Origin of the sequence: Neobacillus pocheonensis (assembly GCF_050477905.1) — a bacterium.
Classification (GTDB): Bacteria; Bacillota; Bacilli; order Bacillales; family Cytobacillaceae; genus Neobacillus; species Neobacillus pocheonensis_A.
The window spans coordinates 101,448-117,071 of sequence record NZ_JBCNAD010000041.1 but is presented as its reverse complement, the minus strand read 5'-3'; the positions used below and the strand labels follow the sequence as shown (position 1 = coordinate 117,071).

The 15,624-nt window shown below is 39.1% G+C and carries 18 protein-coding genes; 15 read left to right on the top strand and 3 right to left on the bottom strand.

The features are described 5' to 3' along the window. The first annotated feature begins 5 nt into the window (after window positions 1-5). From ABES02_RS22195 to hypE, 11 genes are read left to right on the top strand one after another with little or no spacing between them, the layout of a single operon-like run. Window positions 6-1,082 carry a hydrogenase small subunit gene (locus tag ABES02_RS22195; RefSeq protein WP_430139696.1) on the top strand — a complete coding sequence of 359 codons (1,077 nt, stop codon included), beginning with the start codon at window positions 6-8 and terminating at the stop codon, window positions 1,080-1,082. Further along, window positions 1,079-2,800, top strand: coding sequence for a nickel-dependent hydrogenase large subunit (locus ABES02_RS22190; RefSeq protein ID WP_430139694.1), 1,722 nt, complete (start codon window positions 1,079-1,081; stop codon window positions 2,798-2,800). The genes ABES02_RS22195 and ABES02_RS22190 overlap by 4 nt, the downstream gene beginning before the upstream one ends. Before the next feature lie 11 nt (window positions 2,801-2,811). Next, window positions 2,812-3,606 (top strand): Ni/Fe-hydrogenase, b-type cytochrome subunit, encoded by a 795-nt coding sequence (cybH, locus tag ABES02_RS22185; protein WP_430139692.1) that lies wholly within the window; start codon window positions 2,812-2,814, stop codon window positions 3,604-3,606. Next, window positions 3,596-4,078 carry a HyaD/HybD family hydrogenase maturation endopeptidase gene (locus tag ABES02_RS22180; protein ID WP_430139690.1) on the top strand — a complete coding sequence of 161 codons (483 nt, stop codon included), beginning with the start codon at window positions 3,596-3,598 and terminating at the stop codon, window positions 4,076-4,078. The genes cybH and ABES02_RS22180 overlap by 11 nt, the downstream gene beginning before the upstream one ends. Next, a complete protein-coding gene (locus tag ABES02_RS22175) occupies window positions 4,075-4,509 on the top strand; it encodes a hypothetical protein (protein ID WP_430139688.1) in 435 nt (144 codons plus the stop codon). Before ABES02_RS22180 ends, ABES02_RS22175 begins: the two co-directional genes overlap by 4 nt. After that, the gene (locus ABES02_RS22170; RefSeq protein ID WP_430139686.1) at window positions 4,502-4,861 is read left to right on the top strand and encodes a hydrogenase maturation nickel metallochaperone HypA; all 360 of its coding nucleotides are present in this window, start codon (window positions 4,502-4,504) and stop codon (window positions 4,859-4,861) included. The genes ABES02_RS22175 and ABES02_RS22170 overlap by 8 nt, the downstream gene beginning before the upstream one ends. Beyond that, window positions 4,858-5,517: a hydrogenase nickel incorporation protein HypB gene (gene hypB / locus ABES02_RS22165; protein WP_430139684.1), complete on the top strand. Its 660-nt coding sequence runs from the start codon at window positions 4,858-4,860 to the stop codon at window positions 5,515-5,517. Before ABES02_RS22170 ends, hypB begins: the two co-directional genes overlap by 4 nt. Further along, window positions 5,502-7,805, top strand: a complete 2,304-nt coding sequence (gene hypF / locus ABES02_RS22160; RefSeq protein WP_430139683.1) for a carbamoyltransferase HypF — start codon at window positions 5,502-5,504, stop codon at window positions 7,803-7,805. Before hypB ends, hypF begins: the two co-directional genes overlap by 16 nt. Continuing rightward, entirely contained in the window at window positions 7,778-8,014 is a 237-nt protein-coding gene (locus ABES02_RS22155; RefSeq protein ID WP_430139681.1) for a HypC/HybG/HupF family hydrogenase formation chaperone, read from the top strand. The genes hypF and ABES02_RS22155 overlap by 28 nt, the downstream gene beginning before the upstream one ends. Beyond that, window positions 7,986-9,098, top strand: coding sequence for a hydrogenase formation protein HypD (hypD, locus tag ABES02_RS22150; RefSeq protein ID WP_430139680.1), 1,113 nt, complete (start codon window positions 7,986-7,988; stop codon window positions 9,096-9,098). Before ABES02_RS22155 ends, hypD begins: the two co-directional genes overlap by 29 nt. Further along, complete coding sequence (gene hypE, locus ABES02_RS22145) at window positions 9,099-10,100, top strand: hydrogenase expression/formation protein HypE (RefSeq protein WP_430139678.1); 1,002 nt, start codon at window positions 9,099-9,101, stop codon at window positions 10,098-10,100. A 43-nt stretch (window positions 10,101-10,143) separates the two neighbouring features. Here the strand turns inward: hypE and ABES02_RS22140 are convergent, their stop codons facing one another. Continuing rightward, window positions 10,144-10,491 carry a helix-turn-helix domain-containing protein gene (locus ABES02_RS22140; RefSeq protein WP_430139677.1) on the bottom strand — a complete coding sequence of 116 codons (348 nt, stop codon included), beginning with the start codon at window positions 10,489-10,491 and terminating at the stop codon, window positions 10,144-10,146. Between the two features lie 384 nt (window positions 10,492-10,875). On the opposite strand from ABES02_RS22140, the gene ABES02_RS22135 reads away from it, so the two are divergent. The 4 genes from ABES02_RS22135 to ABES02_RS22120 all read left to right on the top strand — a co-directional run bounded on the left by ABES02_RS22135 (window position 10,876) and on the right by ABES02_RS22120 (window position 14,341). Beyond that, window positions 10,876-11,736 carry a hypothetical protein gene (locus ABES02_RS22135; RefSeq protein ID WP_430139675.1) on the top strand — a complete coding sequence of 287 codons (861 nt, stop codon included), beginning with the start codon at window positions 10,876-10,878 and terminating at the stop codon, window positions 11,734-11,736. Between the two features lie 360 nt (window positions 11,737-12,096). Next, window positions 12,097-12,765: a hypothetical protein gene (locus ABES02_RS22130; protein WP_430139673.1), complete on the top strand. Its 669-nt coding sequence runs from the start codon at window positions 12,097-12,099 to the stop codon at window positions 12,763-12,765. A gap of 89 nt (window positions 12,766-12,854) precedes the next feature. Then, on the top strand, window positions 12,855-13,439 hold the full coding sequence (locus ABES02_RS22125) for a signal peptidase I (protein WP_430139671.1): 585 nt from the start codon (window positions 12,855-12,857) through the stop codon (window positions 13,437-13,439). Between the two features lie 233 nt (window positions 13,440-13,672). Further along, window positions 13,673-14,341 (top strand): TasA family protein, encoded by a 669-nt coding sequence (locus tag ABES02_RS22120; protein WP_430139669.1) that lies wholly within the window; start codon window positions 13,673-13,675, stop codon window positions 14,339-14,341. 477 nt (window positions 14,342-14,818) lie between these two features. Here the strand turns inward: ABES02_RS22120 and ABES02_RS22115 are convergent, their stop codons facing one another. Both ABES02_RS22115 and tnpA read right to left on the bottom strand, forming a co-directional pair. Continuing rightward, a complete protein-coding gene (locus tag ABES02_RS22115; RefSeq protein ID WP_430139667.1) occupies window positions 14,819-15,007 on the bottom strand; it encodes a transposase domain-containing protein in 189 nt (62 codons plus the stop codon). Between the two features lie 302 nt (window positions 15,008-15,309). Continuing rightward, entirely contained in the window at window positions 15,310-15,528 is a 219-nt protein-coding gene (tnpA, locus tag ABES02_RS22110; RefSeq protein ID WP_430139763.1) for an IS66 family insertion sequence element accessory protein TnpA, read from the bottom strand. Between the last annotated feature and the right edge of the window lie 96 nt (window positions 15,529-15,624).

The window sequence follows — 15,624 nt, the reverse complement described above, 5'->3', positions numbered from 1 at the left end:
TGCGGATGAAGAGACAGAAAACAGTATATGAAGCCGCGATCGACCATGGATTTAGCCGGCGTGACTTCCTGAAAATGTGTACAGCATTAGCTGCCACATTAGGGCTGGAATTCACACAATCTGACCAAGTGGTCAAAGCCATGGAAACAAAAACAAGAGTACCGGTTGTTTGGATGCAATTCCAGGATTGTACCGGATGTTCAGAGTCATTTATTCGTTCATCACAACCAAAAACTGAAAGCGTTTTACTGGATATGATTTCACTTGAGTATTCTGAAGTACTTTCCGCTCCATCAGGACACCAGGCAGAAGCTTCCATGAAACAAGTACTAAAGGATTATAAGGGAGAATATGTTTTGGCGGTGGAAGGAAGTATTCCGGATGATGATGCCTTTTTAACAGTTGCAGGTCAATCTGCAAAGGAAACGTTCCTAGAAATGGCGGCGGGAGCGAAAGCAATCATTGCATATGGTTCTTGTTCGTCATGGGGCGGGATTGCTGCGGCCCATCCGAATCCAACTGGTGCGAAGCCAGTTACTAGTTTTGTAAAAGATACACCGATCATCCTTGTTCCAGGCTGTCCACCGATTTCAGAAGTAATGACCGGTGTAATCGCCCATATCATTACCTTTGGAAAATTGCCAGAACTTGACCATTTTGGCCGTCCAAAAGCGTTTTATCGTCATCGTATTCACGATAAATGTAATCGCCGCGCTTATTTCGATGCTGGCTTATTCGTAGAGTCGTTTGATGATGAGGGAGCTAAACAAGGATATTGCTTATATAAAGTAGGGTGCAAGGGACCAACCACCTACAACTCCTGTGCGGAAATGCGTTGGAATGGCGGAGTCAGCTACCCAATTCAATCTGGTAATCCATGCGTGGGCTGTTCGGAAAAAGACTTCTGGGATAACGGTCCGTTTTATACTAGAAGAGCCAAAATACCAGGAACCCAAACAACCATCAATCCAGACGAAGTAGGATTAGCATCCATTGGGTTAACGACAGCTGGTATTGCCGTTCATGCAGCAGGAACGGTAATCAAAAAGAAGAGAGACGACAAACGGGGTGAGGAAGAATGAGTGAACGCATAGTTGTAGATCCAATTACTAGAATAGAAGGTCACCTTCGTGTAGAAGTGGATGTGGATGAAAAAGGTGTCATTAAGGATGCCTTTAGCTCAGGAACCGCAGTCCGTGGCCTTGAGTTAATCGTGAAAGACCGAGACCCACGGGATGTTTGGGCCTATGTCCAGCGGATTTGCGGCGTTTGTACAACCGTACATGCACTTGCCTCGATTCGATCGGTTGAAGATGCTTTAAAAATAAAAATTCCGAGAAATGCTCATTTAATTCGTGACATTATGAACGAAGCGTTATTTGTTCATGACCATGTCGTGCATTTCTATCATCTACATGCTCTTGACTGGGTCGATGTTGTAAGCGCTACGAAAGCAAATCCAGCAGAAACTTCGAAGATCGCCCAATCGATTTCAAGCTGGCCAAAATCATCGCCAGGCTATTTTACCGATGTGCAAAATAAAGTGAAAAAACTGATCGCAAGTGGACAGCTTGGAATTTTTGCGAATGGTTATTGGGGGCATAAAGCTTACAAATTACCGCCTGAAGTAAACCTATTAGCTGTTGCCCACTATTTAGAAGCATTAGATTGGCAAAAAGAAATTGTGAAAATCCATACGATCTTCGGCGGGAAAAATCCGCACCCGCACTATGTAGTTGGCGGAATGGCGACACCGCTTGATATTGATAGTGACAACGGTGTGCATGCCGAAAGATTGATGCATGTATCACAGTTAATCGACCAAGCAAGAGAATTTGTTAATCAAGTATACATTCCAGATCTACTGGCCATCGGTTCCTTTTATAAAGATTGGACATACGGCGGTGGTTTAAATAATTATCTCTGCTATGGTGATTTCTCAACTGGCGATATTTATGATACAAAGCTCTACCGTATGCCTAGAGGAATCGTCTTGAACGGAAATCTTAAAGAGGTCTTAGACGTTGACTTGAAAGACCCTAAACATGTACAGGAGTTTATTGATCACTCTTGGTATACGTATGACGGGGAAGAAGGCGGTAAAGGGAAGCATCCATTTGACGGTGAAACCACCTTCAACTACACCGGACCGAAAGCGCCGTTTAAGATGCTGGATGCTGACAAACAGTATAGCTGGCTAAAAGCCCCAAGGTGGAAAGAACATCCAATGGAAACCGGCCCGCTCGCAAGGATGATTGTTGGTTATGCAGCAGGTAAGGAAGAAATTGTGAATATCGTTGACGAAACCTTGAAAAAGCTGGATTTACCAATTGCTGCGTTGCAATCTGCTCTTGGACGCACCGTAGCGCGTGGTCTTGAGACTGTGCTCATCGCCGACTGGTTACGCAATGATATGGATGCCTTATTGAAAAATGTGAAGAGTGGCAATCAGGTCACCTTTGATCGTTCGAAATGGGAACCAAGCACCTGGCCAGAACGTGCTAAAGGTGTTGGTTGGATGGAAGCACCACGCGGCGCCCTTGGTCATTGGATTGATATTGAAAATGGTAAAACGAAAAACTATCAGGCTGTTGTCCCATCTACATGGAATGCTTCACCACGTGATCACAAAAATAAAATCGGTGCCTATGAAGCAGCCCTTAAGGGGACACCAATGTTAAATAAGGAGCAGCCGCTTGAAATCATGCGGATTATCCATTCCTTTGACCCATGTCTTGCCTGTGCCGTTCACTTAACCGATTTGGAAACCAATAATACGACTGAAATACGTTTAGGTTAGGAGTGAGACATATGGCTGCGCCAAAATTACCGACGCAAACGCCGGGACCGTTCCCTGAAAATCCGGTGATGAACAGCGAGAATTCGTTTCACCCAGAAAAGCCAATCGTCTTTAAACAAGTAAAAAATGAAGTACGGGCCTACGTTTGGGAGTTGCCTGTAAGGATATTCCACTGGTTAAATATGCTGGCCATTTTCGTGTTAATGGGAACAGGAATTTATATCGGCAAGCCGTTTGCGGCGGCTGGTATTCCTGAGGAAGCGTATTATTCCAATTTGATGGGCTGGATGAGATATATTCACTTTTTTGCTGCATTTATTTTTACACTAAATCTTCTTTTCCGTTTGTATTGGGTAGCAAGGGGCAATAAGTTTGCCACCTCCAACCCGCTGAGATGGATTTTCTGGAAAGAAGTGTTCGAAACCGTTAAGTTCTATTTATTTTTGAAAAATAAAAAACCGCATTATGTCGGCCATAATCCGTTAGCCCAATTAAGCTATTGGATCTTTATCGGTCTTGGCTCTTGGATTGTCGTGCTCACTGGATTCTACATGTATTTTGAACCGCAATTAGAATCCTACTGGTCAAAGCTGTTTTTCTGGGTACCGTATCTTTTTGGCGGTGACAGCTATACGGTCAGATCTTGGCATCACCTAACAGCTTGGGGCTTTATGTTGTTCACGGTTATTCACGTTTACATGGCATTCCGTGATGACTATCTGGAACGGAACGGCTCCATCTCTTCGATGATTACAGGCTATAAAACAACAACTAAAAAATCTGTTGGTGAGAAAAATGACAAATAAAAACTGCAAAATTACGATTTTAGGCATTGGCAACACCCTTTTCTCTGATGAGGGTGTTGGCATCCACCTTTTGCCATTGCTTGAAGTAGAACTAAAATCCTATGAAAATGTTGAAATTATTGAGGGCTTAACGGACGGAATGAGATTGCTAGGTCCAGTCGAAGAGGCTGAAAATCTGATCATCATTGATGCCATCAATGCCGGTAAAGAGGGCGGCACAATTATATCGTTAGTGGGAGACGAAATTCCTGCTTATTTTGGCGTCAAAATGTCAATTCATCAATTAGGATTCCAGGAGGTTCTCTTTGCAGCAAAAATGAGAGAACGTTATCCAAAGCAAATTGTCATGTTTGGCATGCAGCCAACCTCACTTGAACTAGGGGTTGAATTAACGGAGACCAATCAAAGCAAACTGGGGGAACTAGCAAAAGTAGTGGTGGATCAAGTGAATTGCTGGAGAGAAGTATCATGAGGCGGGGCGAATTCTTAAAAGAAATGCGCTCCAGTTTATTTCAAACTGTGAAATCGGTATATGAACCTTTCTTGAATGAAGATTTAGAAAAAGTGGAGGCAGCTGCGGACCGCGCTTTAGGAATAGCTTGGCTGCCGTTAACAGAGGTTCACACCGACCTTGAACTAAAATTTATTGGTGGCACTCCCATTATAGTAAGTAGAAATGGAACGAACATGCAGGCGTGGAATGGTGTATGTCCTGAATGTTCGCATATTATTATTCTCACAACACTATATTCAAGTGGGAAATGTTTGAATTGTCAAAAAGAATTCAATTTTAAGACAAAATCAGGAGATTTACTACTTAATTCCATTCCAATCAAACAGAAGGAAAATGCATATTATATCGGATTTGAAAAGCATATGAAACTAGGTGGTCTGCATGCATGAAATGGCATTGATGGGCGATATTCTTCAGCTGGTCCAAGAGGATGCCTTCGAGAAAGGGATTCAAAAAATTGAAAAGGTTGAATTAATCGTGGGCGAAATATCAAATGCCATGCCAGACGCATTAAGGATGGCTTTTGATATTTTTCGGGATCAAAACCAGCATCTTTTTTCAGGAACGGCAGAGTTGGTCATTAAAATTGAAGAGGCATCCGCAGAGTGTGTAATCTGCGGAGAACAGTATCGACCTGCTCAGAAAATCGCCCTTTGTCCAACCTGCCAGATTCCGTCAGGAAAAGTCCTTGCAGGGGAAACCTTTCAAATCCTATCATACGAGGGGAGCAATCAACCATGAAAGTAACATTAAGGACCGATGTGTTAACTAATAACAATAAGGCTGCCGAATTCAATCGCGAGCTTTTTCAAGGCACAAAAACCTTGGTGATTAATTTAATGAGTTCACCAGGTGCTGGAAAAACCACTCTGTTGGAAGAAACGGTACGTGAGCTATCAGGTAAATATCGCATCGCCGTTATTGAAGGAGATTTAGCGACAGAAAGGGATGCCGACCGAATAAGGTCAATGGGCGCAAAAGCGGTTCAAATCAATACTCATGGCGGCTGCCATCTGGATGCTCGGATGATTGCCGCTGCTTTAGGTGAATTCGATCTGGATGAAATCGATATCCTTTTCATCGAAAATGTCGGGAATCTCGTTTGTCCCTCTGGCTACGACCTAGGCCAGCATCATAAGGTAGCCGTGTTAAGTGTTCCTGAAGGAAATGATAAAATCCCAAAATACCCGCAAATGTTTATGCGCACAGAACTGGTATTGCTTAATAAAATTGATCTTCTTCCGTATCTGGATTTTAGTGTAGAAGGGGCAAAAAAAGACCTATCTGAAATTAATCCGGAGTCCTTCTTGATTCCATTATCTGCTCGAACTAAAGAAGGACTGCATGAATGGTTTTCATGGATAGAAGGTGCATACAAACGATGCATAGAGCAGTAAAAGTAGCCGTCAAAGGCAGGGTCCAAGGGGTCGGTTTCCGTCCGTTTGTGTTTATGATTGCGGACAAATATAAGCTGAACGGTACGGTCCAAAATAATATGGATGGAGTAAAGATTTTCCTTGAAGGGACGCATTTGGCGATTCTAGCCTTTCTTTCAGACCTGATGGATAAGACGCCCCGTCTTGCAAAAATTAATGAGATTTTAGTAGAAGATGCAGATCCCATTTACGCAACTGATTTTTCCATTATTGAAAGCGAGCGGAGCGGAACATCGCACCTTGTAATCCCTATCGATTCAGCCGTTTGCGAGGATTGCCTAAACGAAATGAATGATCCAAATGATTTTCGCTATCAATACCCGTTTATCAATTGTACCCAATGCGGTCCGCGCTACACGATCATAGAAGAATTACCATATGACCGCCCCTATACATCAATGAAGCATTTCCCGATGTGCGAGGATTGCCGAAACGAATATGAGGACCCAACTAATCGCAGACATCATGCTCAGCCAATTGCTAGCCCGAAATGCGGTCCCAAAGTGAGTCTGCATGATTATCAAGGTCAAGAAATAGATTCAGAGAATCCAATAATGGATACAATTAATCTGTTAAAAGAAGGAAAAATTGTCGCCATTAAGGGGCTTGGCGGCTATCATCTTTGCTGCGATGCCCGTAATGAAGAGGCAGTCTTAATGCTACGAAATAGGAAAAAACGTCCGAATCGTCCGCTTGCTGTGATGGCCGCATCGATTTCGGCTGTTGAAAAGTTTGGCGTGATTCAAGACGAGGAGAAAAGCCTCCTAAAGAGTCCTGAATCTCCAATTGTGGTGCTGAAAAAGAATCAGCTGTTCCCATTAGCCGAAGGTGTGGCACCAAAAATGAGCACGATTGGGGTAATGCTTCCCTATACACCACTGCATCACTTACTTTTTACGGATCCGGAATTAGATTGCATAGTGATGACGAGTGCTAATCCTTCCGGGATGCCGATTTTATTTAAAGATGAAGAAGCCTTTCAATATCTAAACGGTATTGCCGATTATTACCTCGTTCATAATCGTGAGATTTTTCACCCTGTGGATGATTCGGTCGTGCAAATCAATGACGGCAAGCTAGACTTCTTTCGCAGATCACGGGGGTATGTGCCTGATCCCTTTACATCAGAAAAGGACGTAACAGGCATTGTCGCTTTTGGCGGGCAACAAAAAACGACTTTTACAATTGGTCGAAACGAGCAAATATTTGTCGGTCCTCATATTGGTGATTTGGATAATATTGAAACCATCCAACACTATCAACAGGAGCTTGAGCACCTGTTAAAGTGGATTGAAACACCAAAGTCGATTGCCGTCGTCGATGCGCACCCAGACTATAATGTTAAGAATCTAGTAAAAGAATACCGATTTGCTGAAACGATAGAAATCCAGCATCATCATGCCCATATGGCCGCTTGTATGGATGAACATCAAATTTCAGGTAAAGCTTATGGAATTATTTTAGATGGAACTGGTTACGGTTCTGATGGAACCATTTGGGGATTTGAAATTCTCCATGGGGATACCTCAAACTTTCAACGGATGGCTTATCTCCAGAATACTCCTCTTCCAGGAAATGAAAAATGTATTCGGGAGCCATGGCGAAATGCGGCCGCGATGCTTATTTATCTGCATAGAGAACAGGGGGAAGAATGGGCCAGGGCAATTTTTCCCGACAAAGTATCAGAAATTACGATTCTAAGTAACATGATTGGAAACCATCTAAACACCGTTTATGCCGGCACATGTGGGAGATTATTTGATGCTGTCAGTGCATTGTGCGGAGTGACGAAAATTTCAACCTATGACGGGGAAGCTGCTATTCAGTTAGCCGAACTGGTTGATGAGACGATGATCTATCCCGCATATCCTTATGCATTAATAAATGATGAATTAGTAACGATTAATTTTTCTGACATGATTAAAAGAATCGCCCTGGATGTAATAGCAGGTGAGAATGTATCAATAATCAGCGGGCGATTCCACGAAACGGTTGTCCAAGCGATTGTCGCGGCAATGGATATATTGCAGTGCATTTATGATGATAAAAAGGTTGTGTTATCAGGAGGCAGTTTTCATAACCGTTATTTACGAAAAAGGATTACAGCGGAATTAACGAAAAAAGGCTTTCAGATCTTTGTTCCAGAGGCAGTTCCTTGTAATGACGGAGGCTTATCATACGGGCAATTGGTAGTTGCCTCAGCGAAAAGGAGTGTTAACCAATGTGCGTTGGAGTACCAGCTAAAGTAGTCAAAAAGATGGAATACAGTGCCGTTGTCGATGTAATGGGCTCACAAACCACTGTGGGAACCATTTTTGTTCCAGAAATCGAACTCGGGGATTTTGTCATCGTTCATGCCGGTCAGGCGATGAGTATTGTAGATGAAGAGTATGCACGACAAAGTGTCGAAGAATGGAGGAAGCTCATCGATGCTCGACATTCTGAAACAGTCAAATAATCCCGAAATTTGTAGGCCGCTTGTCGAAGCAGTAATTGAACTAGCAAAGGAATTCCACCTGAAATTCGGACGAAAACCCGCCTTGATGGAGGTTTGCGGTTCTCATACGATGTCCCTCGCTAGAACCGGTGTGAAGCAATGTTTAAAGGACCATGTGAATCTGATATCAGGACCAGGGTGTCCAGTTTGTGTGACGGACCAAAGGTCAATCGATGCGATGATCGCATTAGCTGAAGGTGAAGATCGGATCATCTGTACGTTTGGCGATATGATGCGGGTTCCGGGCTCGACCAAAACACTGCTGGATTCAAAAATTGCCGGAAAGGATATCCGGGTTTTATACTCGCCCGTAGATGCTGTTAAAATTGCAGAAGAAAACCCTGACAAAGAAGTGATTTTTCTTGGTGTCGGCTTTGAAACGACCATTCCCATTCTTACGCTGATGGTCGGGGAAGCCGAAAAGCGCGGTATCCATAATTTCTCCATTTGGATGACAACGAAGCTGGTTGAACCGGTTCTCCGTTATCTGTTAGATGCAGGCGAAGTCAATTTAGATGGTTTTTTACTCCCAGGCCATGTCTCCATTGTCTTAGGAGAGGAGTCCTATCAATATTTAGTCAAGGAATATCGCATTTCAGGTGTGATTACCGGTTTTGAAACAGCTGAATTATTGGCCGGAATTTATAAATCAATTGAACTAGCATTAAAGGGTAAGGTGGCAATCGTCAATAACCATCCTTCCATTGTTAGTAAAATGGGAAACCAAGTTATTCATCAGTGGATGGATAAATACTTAACGGAATGTGATGAAGCCTGGCGCGGCATCGGAATCATTGCGAAGAGCGGATTGGATTTAAAACCAGAATTCGACCGATATAATGCAAAGAAGCGTTTTACTGTCGAGGTTGGGGAGCCAAGGAAAACGAAGTGCCGCTGTGGTGAAGTTATAAGAGGGTTAATCTCTCCAAATGAATGTTCGTTATTCGGGAAAGCCTGCCACCCAATGAACCCGATTGGACCATGTATGGTATCGGCAGAAGGCAGCTGCGCCGCTTATTATCAATACATGAGGGTGAGTTTTTAAATGGAGAAATATATCAGCTTAGCTCATGGTGATGGAGGAGAATTGAGCCATCGTCTAATCCGAGATGTTTTCGTTGAAGCTTTTGGTGACGGAAATTCAGCCTTGTTTGATGCGGCTTCCGTTAACATTTCTGGCGGAAAAATCGCCGTCACGACCGACTCGTTTGTCATTAAGCCGATATTTTTTCCAGGCGGGTCGATTGGAAAACTAGCGGTTGCCGGAACGGTTAATGATCTAGCTGTAAGCGGTGCAAAACCCGTCTATTTAACTTGTGGGTTTGTTATCGAGGAAGGTTTCCCTATCAGCGATTTAAAGAAAATCGTTACGGATATGGCAATGGAAGCAAGAAAAACTGGAGTTACGATTGTTGCTGGGGATACAAAGGTAGTCGAACGTGGCAGTGCAGATGGAGTGTATATTAACACCACGGGAATTGGGGTCTATGAATCTGGGATTGGCTGCAGTCTCGAGTTTGAAGAAGGGGATAGTATCATCGTCACAGGCACCATTGGTGACCATGGTATCGCTGTTCTCGCTTCGAGAGGTGATCTAGGCATAACGGTTCCAATTGATAGTGACTGTGCTTCTTTAAATAGAATGTTAGCTGAAGTGTTACAGCATACTAACGGGGTGCGGATCATGCGCGACCCGACTCGGGGCGGCCTAGCGACAACCCTTGTTGAAATTGCCGAAGATTTTCACTTAACAATGAAAATCAATGAACTAGATTTACCCGTAAAAGAAGAGGTTCATGGTGTCTGTGATCTATTAGGCTTTGATCCGCTTTATCTTGCCAATGAAGGAAAATCGATTATTATTGTTTCTGCAAGTGAAACAGATAAAGTAATCGAGATATTACGAGAATTCCCAGAAGGAAAAGATGCCATTGTAATTGGTTCTATCATTGGGAAAGATAAAGGCCAATTATTATTAGAAACGCCTCTTGGATCGAAACGTTTATTAAATAGACTATCAGGAACAATGTTTCCTAGGATATGTTAAAAAAGCAGCCCACATTCTATTGATTGGAATGTGGGCTGTCTAATTACTTACTTTGTTTTTCCTTCATCCAGGCTTGAAATTTTATATAATTAAGATATTCTCGGAAGTCTTCTTTCTTTAAACCATCCTCAACCGCCCCTCTAATCAACACGATCCACTCATCATCCAATTCCACCGGCCTATCTTTATCTGTATTTACTTCCTGTAATAAATAATCAAGACTGGTTCCCAGTGGTTTAGCGATCTTATGTAAAAATTGGAGGGAAGGATTGGACTGCAAGCCCCTTTCAATGTGACTCAAATACGATTTCGAAACATCTGCCAACTTCGCTAGCTCACTAATAGAATACCCTTTTGCCTGCCTCATCTCCTTAATCTTATTCCCGATCATAGACCCCAGACTCCTTTTTTTAATCTAATTTTAATCTTTCATGTTAATTACATTATAAAGAACAAAATGTTCCTTATAAAATACTATAAGGGTAAGAAATCGTGAGATAAACAAAGAAAATGGGTGGAAAGCCTATAAAAATAGGGATTTTTGCCAATTTTTAAAGTTTTTCAAGATAAATCTTTTTATTTTATACTCAAATTGAATGTTCTTTAAAAAGAACGATAAGATAAAGAATAAAATCAAATGAGACTAAATTTCGAATCAGGGGAGTTGATTATTACAATTAACATATAACAATTTAATATTAAAAACCTAAATAATTTCAGTTAAATTGTTGAGTTGTTTTTTTAAAAATTTATTTAGGTACTGAGAGGGATTATAGTGAAAAGCTACAAACTCATTTTTACTGGGGCAATTGTAATCTTATCAATAATTCTCTTTATCTCTTTATTTATGGTAAAAAATATTAAAGCTGATGAAGATTATAGGGTTGAGATTAATACATCTCCTACAGAGGTATTATTTAATGTTGGAAATATGAAACCTGGAGATAAGGAAACCTCCATTTTAAAGGTAAACAATGATGGTAACCTTGATTTTAACTACACAGTAAGTTCACGTAAAGAATTTGGTGATGATTATTTATATAATCAGTTATTACTAAAGGTTTCAAATAGTGAAGGTCTTCTGTACGAGGGGAGCTTTAAAGATTTTTTTAATTTCCCACTAGGTACGATTGCCGCTTTCGGAAGTAATTCATTAGTCTTTACTGTAGAACTCCCATTTGAAACTGGAAATGAGGCACAAGGAAAGTCAACTAAAGTTGCATTTGATTTTATTGCGATTGGCCATGAGGAACAGATACCAATTGATGGGCAATGCTTTGAACCGCCATTTGGTAATCGTAATTTTACTTTGCAGCAAAAATCAACTGTACCCATTAAGTTTCATTTGAGAGATTCTCATGGGAATCTGGAAGATGAAATTTTACAAAATGTTCGTTTAGAAGTAACTGGACCCAAAGATAGTGGTGGTAATGTTAAATATATATTTACTCCCAAAAATGGAAATTTAGATTTTCAAAAAGTAAGCCCACCACATTATCATGCACAGCTCTCCCCTTTTGATTACCCATTAGTGACAGATCAATGGTATAAGGCAACAGTATATGTTGATAACAAAGAATACTGTAATAAGACATTTCAAGTTTTAAAGCAAGGTAACCGATCAAATGCACCGTAATTTAATAATTAAAAGAAAAGACCTTGAAAAATCTCAAAGGTCTTTTCTTTATGTAGTTTGCCATATAAACTTTATCAGAATTTAAATCACTTTTAAGAATAAGATTATCTTTTCTAATATAAGCCCTATTAAAATCGCAGCTTTAATCATTATAAAGAACAGGGTTTTCGTTATAAAATACAAAATATTAAGAAAATGTAAGATATCACGAGAAAATGATTAAAAAACGTTCGTTATTAAGGGAATTTAGAGAAATTTGAGGTTTTTCTTGTTATTTATTTTGTTTTATACTCATCTCATAAGTTCTTTAAAGAGAACGAAATTCAAGGAGTTTAAAGAACGGATGTGAGGAATAACCTCATGAGATCAACTAGAAAAAGAAAATATCGCAAAAATAAAGGGAAAAAAATTAACGTAATAATGGCGAGTACTGCAGTGACATTATCACTTATAGGAATATCGCAGGTTACAGATAAGACATATGCATTATTTACTGCTTCAAAAACTATTAATGCTTCAATGAATGCAGCATTTGTGTTTCCCAATACTTTACAACAAATTATTAGAAGCTTACCTACAATAAAATGTAAGGAATGCGATGAAAATCAATTACAAGTTTATGAGGAAACAGCTAATAAACTGGATTACGAAATAACTTCCTATTATAACCGGGCCTTTAGGGAATATGAATCAACTAATACAGATGAATCAAAAAAAGTATATGACTATGTATCAAAAGCTTATCAAGAGTTTGAAATAAAAAAACAGCAGCTATTTGAGCAAATTGCAACAATTAGAGATGAAATAGCAAGAAAAGAATCAGAAAAAAAGGAAAAAGAGAAAAATAAGGCTGAAGAAAAAGAAACAAAGGAAAAAGAATCTAATATTCAACAAAATGCAATAACTAGTGATCAATCTACAGACCAAAACAATAATTCATCTCAACCTGCTGATCAAACAGAAAATCACACTTCATCAAATAATGAGGATATTATTAAATCAAATAGTTCGTTAATAAGAACAAAATAATTTTAAAATGATCTACAAAGACAGAAATATTTAGTGCAAATCCAATTGTAAATGCAATACCCATTGGATTTCTAGGAAAGGAGAATATTGTGGGTAAGCTAAAAAAAACGTTTAAGGTTTTAGGAAATGTTCTCTTTATTGTAATTCTAATATTTACTCTAACGATTGGGTTCTTTGTTATTAAAAGTAAGATTAATGGCGAAGTCCCGAACATTGCTGGTAACAAAATTTATGTTGTATTGACTGGAAGTATGGTACCTGTATTTGATCCTGGAAGTATTGTTATAGATAAAAAGATTAAACCAGAACAAATTGTCCCGAAAGATATAGTCACCTTTATTGACCCTAGGGATTCAAACAAGTTAATTACACATAGAGTTGTTCAAATTACTAATAAAAATGGATCATTAAGTTTTATAACAAAGGGTGATGCAAACGATTCTAATGACCCTTTCGTTGTTCCAGCGGGTAATGTTATCGGTAAAGTAAATTATTGGGTCCCTTACTTAGGGTATATTTTAGAATTTTCGAAGAGCTCCATGGGAATGAAACTTCCTCTGATAATAATACCAGGAAGTTGGTTTCTGATAGCACAACTAATGAAAGTAATAAGGCTGATTAAGGAAGAAAAAAGGAGAAAGTATGAAATAAACAACAAAGAAATTCAATCATAACTTTCTAGAATTAGATCTTTGTTAATTTATTACATGCTGTACAAAAAATACCTTCTATCTTATCTTTCAAAAAAAATGCGTTTGTACAGTTTGTTTTAAAATAAATCTAGTTAAGGGGGTGGTTTTTCAAAGGATCTAGTGAATGAAAGTTTACATAATCAAATTGCAATTGTCTTTGTGATTATGGGTTTCTATTAAATTAAATTAATATTTATAAAAGGGAGAGATTTTAAATGAAATTGAAAAAGAATTTATTATTAAGTGTAGGATCATTAGCTTTAGGTGCAGCGATTGTGGGTGGAGCGACATTCTCGGATTTCTCAAGTAGCAAAGAAGTTGCAAATAACACCTTTACTGCTGGTACTTTGCAAATGGATTTATCACCTGATGCTAATAAAACATTGAATTGGGTAAGTCCTACAAACTGGGCTCCAGGTCAAGAATTCAGTTCTACAATTAATTTCACAAATACAGGTTCCGTTGATGCACATCATATTTATTTAGGATTTAAAAATATTACTACTGGCGGCGGAACAAATGGTGCAAACCTTCTTAAAAAAGTAATTGTAACAAATCTTAGTGAAAAGTTTAATGGTGTAGATACTGGTAATGAAGTTGCAAATCTTGCTCCTCAAGTAGGTGATCATAATAATGTACTAACACTAGATGAGCTTGTTAATTTTATGCCAGGTAGTTATGGATATTACACAAATGATACTGGCTCTGATGGGGTGGTTTTAGCAGGTGGTGATAAAAAAGATTATTCTTTATCATTGACTTTCCATTTTGCTGAGGATGCAGATAACAATTATCAAGGAACGACAGCAGGATTTACTATAATGGCAAATGCAACGCAAAATTCACCAACAGATGGACTTGCTAGTATTCACGAACCAAAATAAGAAATAAGGATTAAAATAAGTTGAAAAGCTAAAGGGGGAAGTCTTCGCTTCCCCCTTATGGATTTTTAAGTAAATTCAAAATGATATTCATCAGACCCACTTAATGCTTAAGATTTAACACCTTGTATTCAAAGTTATGACTGTATCACCTCGACTCATCAAATCCACGACTTGCTTACCCACTAAACCTTCCAAAGAATCTCAGTGTGAAAAAACATATACGAAATATGGTTGAAATCTTTTATATATAGTTGACTTTTTTTCAGGCAACTCAGTATTTTCACTAGCCTCATAAGTAATTATCTTGCTTTTGCATATAATCATCCATTTTATACAATCTTTTTAATTTCACTTGAATATTTGAATATCAGTATTGGTGCCACGCTCCGAACTTTGTCGGAAATCTATTAGTTATTAGGTAACGGTAAAATAATACCCAACACCTTGCAAACAGATGGGAATCGCGATATTTTTTAGTTAAGTTTTTAAATCTATACAACAGATTAGAAGAGATTGTGACCAGTGTAAAAGTTTATCCAAGGCACTTTCATCTGTCGGATCAATCTTGGGTATCATCTCAAATAGATAGCGAAGATAATAATATGGATTTATACCATTTCCCTTAGCTGCATCCAAAATACCATAAATAATTGCACTGTTGTCCATGTACCTTTCGGTGTATTTTGAAAAAAGCCGTTTTCCCTTTCAATCACGTAAGGTTTGATTATGTGATGATTGTAAGTAATCCAATAATAATAATTATGGGAAGCAGTTTCAGAACTTTAGCTATGCAAAAATGGGTACTTGACTCTTTCCCTCCCATAATGTATGTTGTTATTCCTATAATTCAATAAATCTGTGCAACCTCTTGCGAGGTAGACATGATCTACACTGCTTCACTTAACCTATAGATTTCAGCTTCTTTACTGCATCAAAAAAATAGAACAGGGTCATAATCTAGCTTTACTTTAATTGTGCCTTCTCCTACTTTTACCAATAAAACCGGTTCTCGTCCCTGTCTGTTCATCGATTTCAATTGACAGCCAGTTTGATTTCAATGAATTTTTGGAGCTGTTCGTATCACTGAAGTTAAATTTTCTTAACCAATACATAAATTGATGAATATTAAGATCGTGAGTTGCACACCATTTTGTTTGTGTTTTGGCCACTAGTTTAACTTCGGTAATTCGATTTTCCCATTAATTACGCAACTTTATTCCATTAAACTTTTTATTTGAGGAGATTATCTGATGGAAGGATTTCGTTTAATAGTTGGAAACTAT